A 9,322-nucleotide genomic window follows, 5' to 3' on the forward strand; every position below is an offset into this window, starting at 1 on the left:
CAAGCGCGTCCATGGGGCGTAAGGAGAGAGGCTCGATGACGGCTGAAAAACCGACTGAGTTGAGCTACAACCCGCACATGCCGCTGTCGCAGGCGCTGTTGCTGCCGCGCATTGTCATAGAAAACCTCATGCCGACCCTTGAAGGCGGGCAGTTCGCGGTCAAGGCGGTGGTGGGACAGGATGTGGTGGTGACGGCCAAGGTCTTTGCCGACGGGCATGACAAGCTGGCGGTTCGCGTGCGCTGGCGGGCCGAGGACGAGGACGTCTGGCAAAGCGCTGTCATGCACGATCTGGGCAACAACGGTTGGCAGGGGCAGTTCCGGGTGAACAGTCAGGGCCGTTATCTGTTCTGTATCGAAGCCTGGATCGATCAGTTCGCCAGTTTTCGCTACGAACTGGAAAAGAAGCATGCAGCAGCGGTGCCCGTCAGCCTCGAATTGCAGGAAGGGCGGATCCAGGTGCAGCAAGCCGCCGAGCGCAGTGAAGGGCAACTCAGTGAGCAATTGGCGGCATTGCACCATGAACTGGCAGGACTGCTCGAAACCGAGCAGGTCGCACTGTTTTTGCACCCGCGTAGCGCCGACCTCATGGCCCGCGTCGATCATCGTGCCTACCTGAGCCTGAGCCCGGAGTACCCGGTGGATGTGGAGCGCGAGCTGGCGCAGTTCGCCAGTTGGTATGAATTGTTTCCGCGTTCGATCACTGACAGCCCGGAACGCCACGGAACCTTCAACGACGTGCATTCGCGGCTGGCGATGATCCACGACATGGGCTTCGATGTGCTGTATTTCCCGCCGATCCACCCGATCGGGCGCAACTACCGCAAAGGCCCGAACAACTCACTGACGGCAGGCCCCGATGATCCGGGCAGTCCCTATGCGATCGGTAGCGAGGAGGGCGGCCACGAGGCGATTCACAAGCAGTTGGGGACTCGCGAAGACTTCCGCCGACTGGTGTCGGCCGCTGCGGCCCACGGCCTGGAAATCGCCCTCGACTTCGCCATCCAGTGCTCTCAGGACCACCCATGGCTCAAGCAGCACCCCGGCTGGTTCAACTGGCGGCCCGACGGCTCGATCAAATACGCGGAGAACCCGCCGAAGAAATACCAGGACATCGTCAACGTCGACTTCTATGCCCCCGAGGCGATTCCGAGCCTGTGGGTGGAGCTGCGCGACATCGTGGTGGGCTGGGTCGAGGAGGGCGTGAAGATCTTTCGCGTCGATAACCCGCACACCAAGCCGTTGCCGTTCTGGCAATGGCTGATCGCCGATGTACGGGCGCTGTACCCCGAAGTGATCTTCCTGGCCGAGGCCTTTACGACCCCGGCGATGATGGCGCGCCTGGGCAAGGTCGGTTATTCCCAGAGCTACACCTATTTCACCTGGCGCAACACCAAAGCCGAACTGGCGACTTACTTCACTGAACTCAACGAATCGCCGTGGCGCGAGTGTTATCGGCCGAATTTTTTCGTCAATACACCGGACATCAACCCGGCGTTCCTGCATGAATCCGGGCGTCCCGGGTTCCTCATCCGCGCCGTGCTGGCGACCATGGGTTCGGGCCTGTGGGGCATGTATTCGGGTTTCGAGTTGTGCGAGTCGGCACCGGTGCCGGGCAAGGAGGAGTACCTCGATTCCGAGAAGTACGAGATCCGCCCCAGGGACTTCAATGCACCGGGCAACATCATTGCCGAGATTGCCCAGCTCAACCGCATCCGTCGGCAGAACCCGGCGCTGCACACGCATCTGGGCCTGAAGGTCTACAACGCCTGGAACGACAACATCCTGTACTTCGGCAAACGCAGCTTTGACGGCAGCAACTTTATTCTGGTGGCGGTCAGCCTCGATCCGCACAACGTGCAGGAGGCGAACTTCGAGTTGCCGCTGTGGGAAATGGGTTTGCCTGACGACGCCAGCACCCAGGGCGAAGACCTGATGAATGGCCATCGCTGGACTTGGCATGGCAAGCATCAGTTCATGCGGATCGACCCGGCGTACCAGCCGTTCGGGATCTGGCGCATTACTGCCTCTTGAGAACACCACAATCTCTGTGGCGAGGGAGCTTGTCTGTGGCGAGGGGGCTTGCCCCCGTTGGGTCGCGAAGCGACCCCCGCTTTTTCTTTCAACAACACCGAGTCGCTGTATTGACGACTGCTTCGCAGCCGAACGGGGGCAAGCCCCCTCGCCACAGGTAAGCCCTTCACCACTGGGGTTCAGCCTGTGGCCAAAGTTGAATTCACCAGGAGTTTCACATGGCGAAGAAACCCAAGGCAGCCACGTTCATCAAGGACCCGCTCTGGTACAAGGATGCGGTGATCTATCAAGTACACGTCAAATCGTATTTCGACTCCAACAACGACGGGATCGGCGACTTTCCGGGCCTCATCGCCAAGCTCGACTACATTGCCGACCTGGGCGTCAACACCATCTGGCTGTTGCCCTTCTATCCCTCACCACGGCGCGACGACGGTTATGACATCGCCGAGTACCGCGGCGTGCACAGTGACTACGGGACCATGGCCGATGCCAGGCGTTTCATTGCCGAGGCACACAAACGCGGTCTGCGGGTGATCACCGAACTGGTCATCAATCACACCTCCGACCAGCACCCGTGGTTCCAGCGCGCACGCAAGGCCAAACCCGGGTCGGCGGCGCGGGACTTCTACGTGTGGTCCGACGACGATCAGAAATACGACGGCACCCGCATCATTTTCCTCGACACCGAAAAGTCCAACTGGACCTGGGACCCGGTCGCCGGCCAATACTTCTGGCACCGTTTCTACTCCCACCAGCCGGACCTGAATTTCGATAACCCGCAGGTCATGAAAGCGGTGCTGTCGGTGATGCGTTACTGGCTCGACATGGGCATCGACGGCTTGCGCCTGGATGCGATTCCCTACCTGATCGAGCGCGACGGCACCAACAACGAAAACCTGCCGGAAACCCACGATGTCCTGAAACAGATCCGCGCCGAAATCGACGCCAATTACCCCGACCGCATGTTGCTGGCGGAGGCCAATCAGTGGCCGGAGGACACCCAGCTGTACTTCGGCGACACCGACAAAAAAGGCCTGAACGGCGATGAGTGCCACATGGCCTTTCACTTCCCGTTGATGCCGCGCATGTACATGGCGCTGGCCCAGGAAGATCGCTTCCCGATCACCGATATTCTGCGCCAGACCCCGGATATACCCGCCAACTGCCAATGGGCTATCTTCCTGCGCAACCACGATGAACTGACCCTGGAGATGGTCACCGACAAGGAACGCGACTACCTGTGGAATTACTACGCCGCCGACCGTCGCGCGCGGATCAACCTGGGGATTCGTCGGCGCCTGGCGCCGCTGGTGGAACGTGACCGACGCCGGGTCGAACTGCTCAACAGCCTGCTGCTGTCGATGCCCGGCACGCCGACCCTGTATTACGGCGACGAGATCGGCATGGGCGACAACATCTACCTCGGCGACCGCGATGGCGTGCGCACGCCGATGCAATGGTCCATCGACCGCAACGGCGGTTTCTCCCGCGCCGACCCGGCCAGCCTGGTGCTGCCGCCGATCATGGACCCGCAATACGGCTATCTGTCGGTCAACGTCGAAACCCAGGCCGGCGACCCGCATTCACTGTTGAACTGGACCCGGCGCATGCTCGCCGTGCGCAAGCAATCCAAGGCCTTCGGGCGCGGTACGTTGAAGATGCTGTCGCCGAGCAACCGGCGAATTCTGGCCTACACCCGTGAATACACCGGGGCGGACGGCAAACACGAAGTCATCCTGTGCGTGGCCAATGTGTCGCGCAGTGCCCAGGCCGCCGAACTCGATTTGTCGGCCTACGTCGGCATGGTGCCGGTGGAGATGCTCGGGGGTAACGCGTTCCCGCCCATCGGTCAGCTGAATTTCCTCCTGACCCTCGCGCCCTACGGCTTTTACTGGTTCGGCCTCGCCGCGGAAAACCAGATGCCCAGCTGGCATGTGGAACCCGCACAGAGCCTGCCGGACTTCACCACGCTGGTGCTGAAAAAACGCATGGAGGAACTGCTCGAAGCGCCGTCACGCCACACCCTTGAGCAGAGCATCCTGCCCAGCTGGTTGCAGAATCGTCGCTGGTTCGCCGGCAAGGACGCCGCCATCGAGCAGGTCGATCTGGCCTACGGCGTGCGCTTCGGCGATGCGCAACATCCGGTGCTGTTCAGTGAGATCAATGTCACCAGCGGTGGCCAGAGCAGTCGCTATCAGTTGCCGTTCGGCTTTATCTCCGAGGATCAGGTCGGTACGCCGTTGCCGCAGCAACTGGCGCTGTCGCGGGTACGGCGCGGACGCCAGGTCGGCCTGATCACCGATGCCTTCAGCCTGGAATCCTTCGTGCATGCCGTATTGCAAGGGATTCAGGCCGGTACCGTATTGGCCTGCAGCGATGGCGACATTCGCTTCGAGTCCACTGCTGAACTGGAAAAGCTCGGCCTCAATGCCGAGTCGCCGGTGCGCTACCTGTCGGCGGAACAGTCCAACAGCTCGGTGGTGATCGGCAACAGCATGGTGCTCAAGCTGATCCGCAAGGTCGCCAGCGGCGTGCATCCTGAACTGGAAATGAGCGCCTGTCTGACCGCAGCCGGGTTCAGCAATATCTCGCCACTGCTGGGGGCCGTGGTGCGCCGGGACGGGGCGGGTGAGGACAACCTGCTGATGATCGCCCAGGGCTACCTGAACAATCAGGGCGATGCCTGGGAGTGGACGCAAAACAACCTCGAACGGGCGTTGCGCGATGAACTGGCCGACGCCATGTCCGAGCAGGAGCAACACTACAACGCGCTCGGCGAACTGAAAGATTTCGCCGGTATGCTGGGCCGGCGCCTGGGGGAAATGCATCAGGTGCTGGCAGCCCCGAGCGCCAACCCGGACTTCCTGCCGCAGGTCACCACGCAGAAGGACGCGCTGGCGTCGGCCAAGGATGTCGCAACGCAAATCGAGCACGCGCTGAACTTGCTCAAGCAGCATCAAAATCAACTGACCCCGGCGGACCAGACCCTGGTCGGCCATTTACTGGACAACAAAAAAGCTATTCTCGGACATGTACAAGCGTTGGGTAAAAAGACCGCGGGCGGCTTGCGCATTCGTGTGCATGGCGACCTGCATCTGGGCCAGGTGCTGGTGATCAAGGGCGATGCGTACTTGATCGACTTCGAGGGGGAACCGGCGCGGCCCTTGCATGAACGTCGGGGCAAACACAGCCCGTACAAGGACGTCAGTGGCGTGCTGCGTTCCTTCGACTATGCGGCGGCAATGGCGACCAACGTGCACAACGTCGATAACACGGCGGCGGCCGATGCCGCGCGTGTGCGGGTCACCGAGCGCTACTTGAGTGAAGCGCGAACAGCATTTGTCGACGCCTATCGGCTGGCGGCAGCTAGTCTTGCCCATGCATGGCAAGATCCCGAAGGCGAGGACGCCGCGCTGGCGTTGTTCGGTCTGGAGAAGGCGGCGTATGAAGTGGCCTATGAGGCGGAAAATCGCCCCACCTGGTTGCCCGTGCCGTTGCACGGTTTATATGGATTATTGAGTGGGCTTAAACCCTTTTCCGATCTTGGTGGAGAGTAGTCATGAGTGTCTCGAACAAGGAACAGGGTCATCACAAAGAAGCGCTGCTGCCCGGCGCACGGGATATCGATGCCTTGGTGCGCGCCGAGCATATCGATCCCTTCGCCATACTTGGCCCCCACGGTGATGGTGCCGGTGGGCAGTTCATTCGCGCCTATCTGCCGGGCGCCCTGAGTGTAGAAGTGCTGGCCAGGGACTCGGGCGAAGCGCTTGGGAGTCTTCAAGCCACAGAGACGCCGGGGTTGTTTGTCGGGCATTTCGACCGCGCGCAAGCGTATCTGCTGCGCACCCGTTGGGCCGGCGGCGAGCAGACGGCCGAAGACCCTTACAGCTTCGGCCCGTTGCTGGGCGACATGGACTTGTACCTGTTTGCCGAAGGCAATCACCGCGACCTCAGCGCGTGCCTCGGTGCGCAACTCAAGACCGTGGACGGCGTCGAGGGTGTGCGTTTCGCGGTGTGGGCGCCGAATGCGCGGCGGGTGTCGGTGGTGGGTGATTTCAACGTCTGGGACGGGCGCCGCCATCCGATGCGCCTGCGGCATCCCACCGGTGTCTGGGAGTTGTTCATCCCGCGACTGCAAGCGGGGGACGCCTACAAGTACGAAATTCTCGGTGCCAACGGCATCCTGCCGCTGAAGGCCGACCCGATGGCGCTGGCCACCAGCCTGCCACCGGACACCGCCTCGAAAGTCGCCTCGCCTTTGAGCGTCGACTGGCAGGATCAGGACTGGATGATGGCCCGTGGCGACCGCCAGCGAGTGACGGCGCCCTTGTCGATCTACGAATTGCACGCCGGTTCGTGGCAATGCGAGCTGGACGACCTGGGTGAAGTGGCCCGCCAGTACACCTGGCCGGAACTGACCGAGCGATTGATTCCCTATGTCAAAGACCTGGGCTTCACTCACATCGAACTGATGCCGATCATGGAGCATCCGTTCGGTGGATCATGGGGTTATCAACTACTGTCGCAATTCGCGCCGAGTGCGCGTTATGGCACGCCGGACCAGTTCGCCGCATTCGTCAACGCCTGCCACCAGGCCGGCATCGGGGTGATTCTCGACTGGGTGCCGGCGCATTTCCCAACCGATACCCACGGCCTGGCCCAGTTCGACGGCACAGCACTGTACGAGTACGGCAATCCGCAGGAAGGCTTCCACCAGGATTGGGACACGCTGATCTACAACCTGGGGCGCACCGAAGTGCACGGCTACATGCTGGCGTCGGCGCTGCACTGGCTCAAGCATTTTCATGTCGATGGCCTGCGGGTCGATGCGGTGGCCTCGATGCTGTACCGCGACTACTCGCGCAAGGCTGGCGAGTGGGTGCCGAACCGCCACGGCGGGCGCGAGAACCTGGAGGCCATTGACTTCCTGCGCCACCTCAACGATGTGGTCGCCCTGGAAGCACCCGGTGCGCTGGTGATTGCCGAGGAATCCACCGCATGGCCGGGCGTCAGCCAGGGCACCCAACAGGGCGGCCTGGGCTTTGCCTACAAATGGAACATGGGCTGGATGCACGATTCGCTGCATTACATCCAGCAGGACCCGGTGTACCGCGCCCATCACCACAACGAGCTGAGTTTTGGCCTGGTGTACGCCTGGTCCGAACGCTTCATCCTGCCGATCTCCCACGACGAAGTGGTACACGGTAAACACTCGCTGATCGACAAAATGCCCGGCGACCGCTGGCAGAAATTCGCCAACCTGCGGGCCTACCTGAGTTTCATGTGGGCGCATCCGGGCAAGAAGCTGCTGTTCATGGGCTGTGAGTTCGGCCAATGGCGCGAGTGGAACCACGATCAGCAACTGGACTGGTACTTGCTGCAGTACTCCGAACACAAGGGCGTACAGAAACTGGTCGGCGACCTCAATCGTCTGTACCGCGAAGAACCGGCGCTGCATGAGCAGGACGATGTGCCGCAGGGTTTCCAATGGCTGATCGGCGATGATGCGATCAATAGTGTTTATGCGTGGCTGCGCTGGAGCAAGGACGGCCGGCCTGTGCTGGTGGTGGCCAACTTCACACCGGTGCCCCGTGAGGCTTATCGCGTTGGCGTGCCGTTTGCGGGGCAGTGGAACGAGGTGCTCAACAGCGATTCGTCGAATTATGCCGGTTCCAATTACGGCAACAGTGGCGGGGCGATGGCCGAGGACACGCCGAGCCATGGGCAGGCGTTGTCGCTGGTGTTGAATTTGCCGCCGTTGGCGGTGTTGATGTTGCGGCCGGAGACTTAAAATTCAGTTCGGACACTCAATCTGGAGCGTGTTTCTGTCGTTTTAATCGACTCAGCCGCGCTCCATTTTTTTGCTTTCTGGTGATGCCAGAATAGTTTTCCTGGATGACTTTAAATTGAATCACGGCGTAAGTTAGATGGCTTTATAATATATGAAGCTGCACTGGCATCAATAGGTTCGAAGTAGATCGGAGGCAATTCATGGCCAATGACGTTATGTAGTATATCTGCCCACATGTCTGGACCCGTAGCGTGGATTGTACCGCGAAGTCGAGGGGCAGTTTTTGGATCAGAAGGATCACCAAGTCCATGGTCCATGTCTCTTTTTCGAAGGTAACTCATCGTGTCTCGCAGACCTTCAAGTTTGACCTGCTGCTCATGATTTCTGTTTTTGATTTTATAAAGGTTGTTGAATTGGCTGTTTGCGGCTGAATATTCACCCAGGCTGTTATATGATCGTTTGTGTTTCCACATTTCTTCGTTGTTTGTATCGTAAGCAGACTTGATTTTTTCCATGGCACTCTTTAAGTAATTGTTGCCTTTATCTGCTGCGATAACTGCGTTTGTTCTTGGAGACTTCATGATTCCTTGATATGCGGTAAGCTGCCCCAAAGGCATGCCGAATTTCGAAGTTACATCGGTATCCATATACACGCCGCCTTCCCGATGAACAATAACTACTCGTGCAATGTCACTGGCGGCGGCATAGTTGTGTAGTGATCCGGAGCGCTCGCGCTCGAATGCCGAGATCAATCTGATATCTGCAGAGTCGAACGCTTCATCTATATTTTTTACTATTATTCGGCCTGCGAGGTTTTCTAAAGCTGCTTGATGTTTTTCTGACCATGTTTTCCTGCTTATCCACAGTGTCGGTGTGTAGTCAGGATTGATGTGGGAAAACTTATTAATATTTCTTGAAAAATCCTTCGGTAACGGGTCGCCCATCCATATCCAATGAGCATTTTTTGGAATCTGCGAAGCCAGGCCGTTTGGGTCAACCCGTATCAGAGGACTGTTTTGTACAAAGCAATAACGATTCGGCCCATCAACATCCCCGGCCGGATCCGGATTGATCCACCGCTGCAACCACGGCGCGTAATACCTGAACCCATAATAATAAAGCCCCGTCGCATCCCGCTCCTTGCCCGAATAACGCACGGTCTTGTACTTGGCTTCTGTGGCCGAGCGGGCCGCGAAACACGCCGTACCACCAAACGGGTAATACCATTCCTGGCTGATCAGGTCGGCATTCTGGTCCAGTTCCAGGACGCTGGATCGCAAGTGGTCGTTGAGGCTGTAGCGCACTTGATTGTTGGCGATGTCCTTGGGCTGTCCGGCGACCCAATGCAGCACCTGCACGCTGTTGCTACCCGCGCTGGCGGTGATCACATGAAGGATTTCACCCGTACCGCCATGACTGCGGATCTCCACACCGGGCAGGTAACGCACTTCGCTGATCAGCGTGCGGGCGTTAGTCTGGTTCGCGCGGAGCTTGC

Annotated in this window: 4 protein-coding genes; 3 read left to right on the forward strand and 1 reads right to left on the reverse strand. The window is 59.5% G+C overall.

The annotated features are described in order from the left end of the window. Positions 1-35 precede the first annotated feature (35 nt). The 3 genes from PMI26_RS16045 (at position 36) to glgB (ending at position 7,827) form a co-directional block, all read left to right on the forward strand. Positions 36-2,033: an alpha-1,4-glucan--maltose-1-phosphate maltosyltransferase gene (locus tag PMI26_RS16045; protein ID WP_007974388.1), complete on the forward strand. Its 1,998-nt coding sequence runs from the start codon at positions 36-38 to the stop codon at positions 2,031-2,033. 218 nt (positions 2,034-2,251) lie between these two features. Continuing rightward, positions 2,252-5,593, forward strand: coding sequence for a maltose alpha-D-glucosyltransferase (gene treS / locus PMI26_RS16040; protein WP_007974390.1), 3,342 nt, complete (start codon positions 2,252-2,254; stop codon positions 5,591-5,593). A 2-nt stretch (positions 5,594-5,595) separates the two neighbouring features. Beyond that, the gene (gene glgB, locus PMI26_RS16035; protein ID WP_007974392.1) at positions 5,596-7,827 is read left to right on the forward strand and encodes a 1,4-alpha-glucan branching protein GlgB; all 2,232 of its coding nucleotides are present in this window, start codon (positions 5,596-5,598) and stop codon (positions 7,825-7,827) included. Between the two features lie 110 nt (positions 7,828-7,937). Here the strand turns inward: glgB and PMI26_RS16030 are convergent. Then, positions 7,938-9,322 (reverse strand): RHS repeat-associated core domain-containing protein (locus PMI26_RS16030; protein WP_007974394.1); only part of this gene is annotated, 1,385 nt, incomplete at its 5' end.

The organism is Pseudomonas sp. GM33 (assembly GCF_000282295.1).
Taxonomy (GTDB): domain Bacteria; phylum Pseudomonadota; class Gammaproteobacteria; order Pseudomonadales; family Pseudomonadaceae; genus Aquipseudomonas; species Aquipseudomonas laurylsulfatiphila.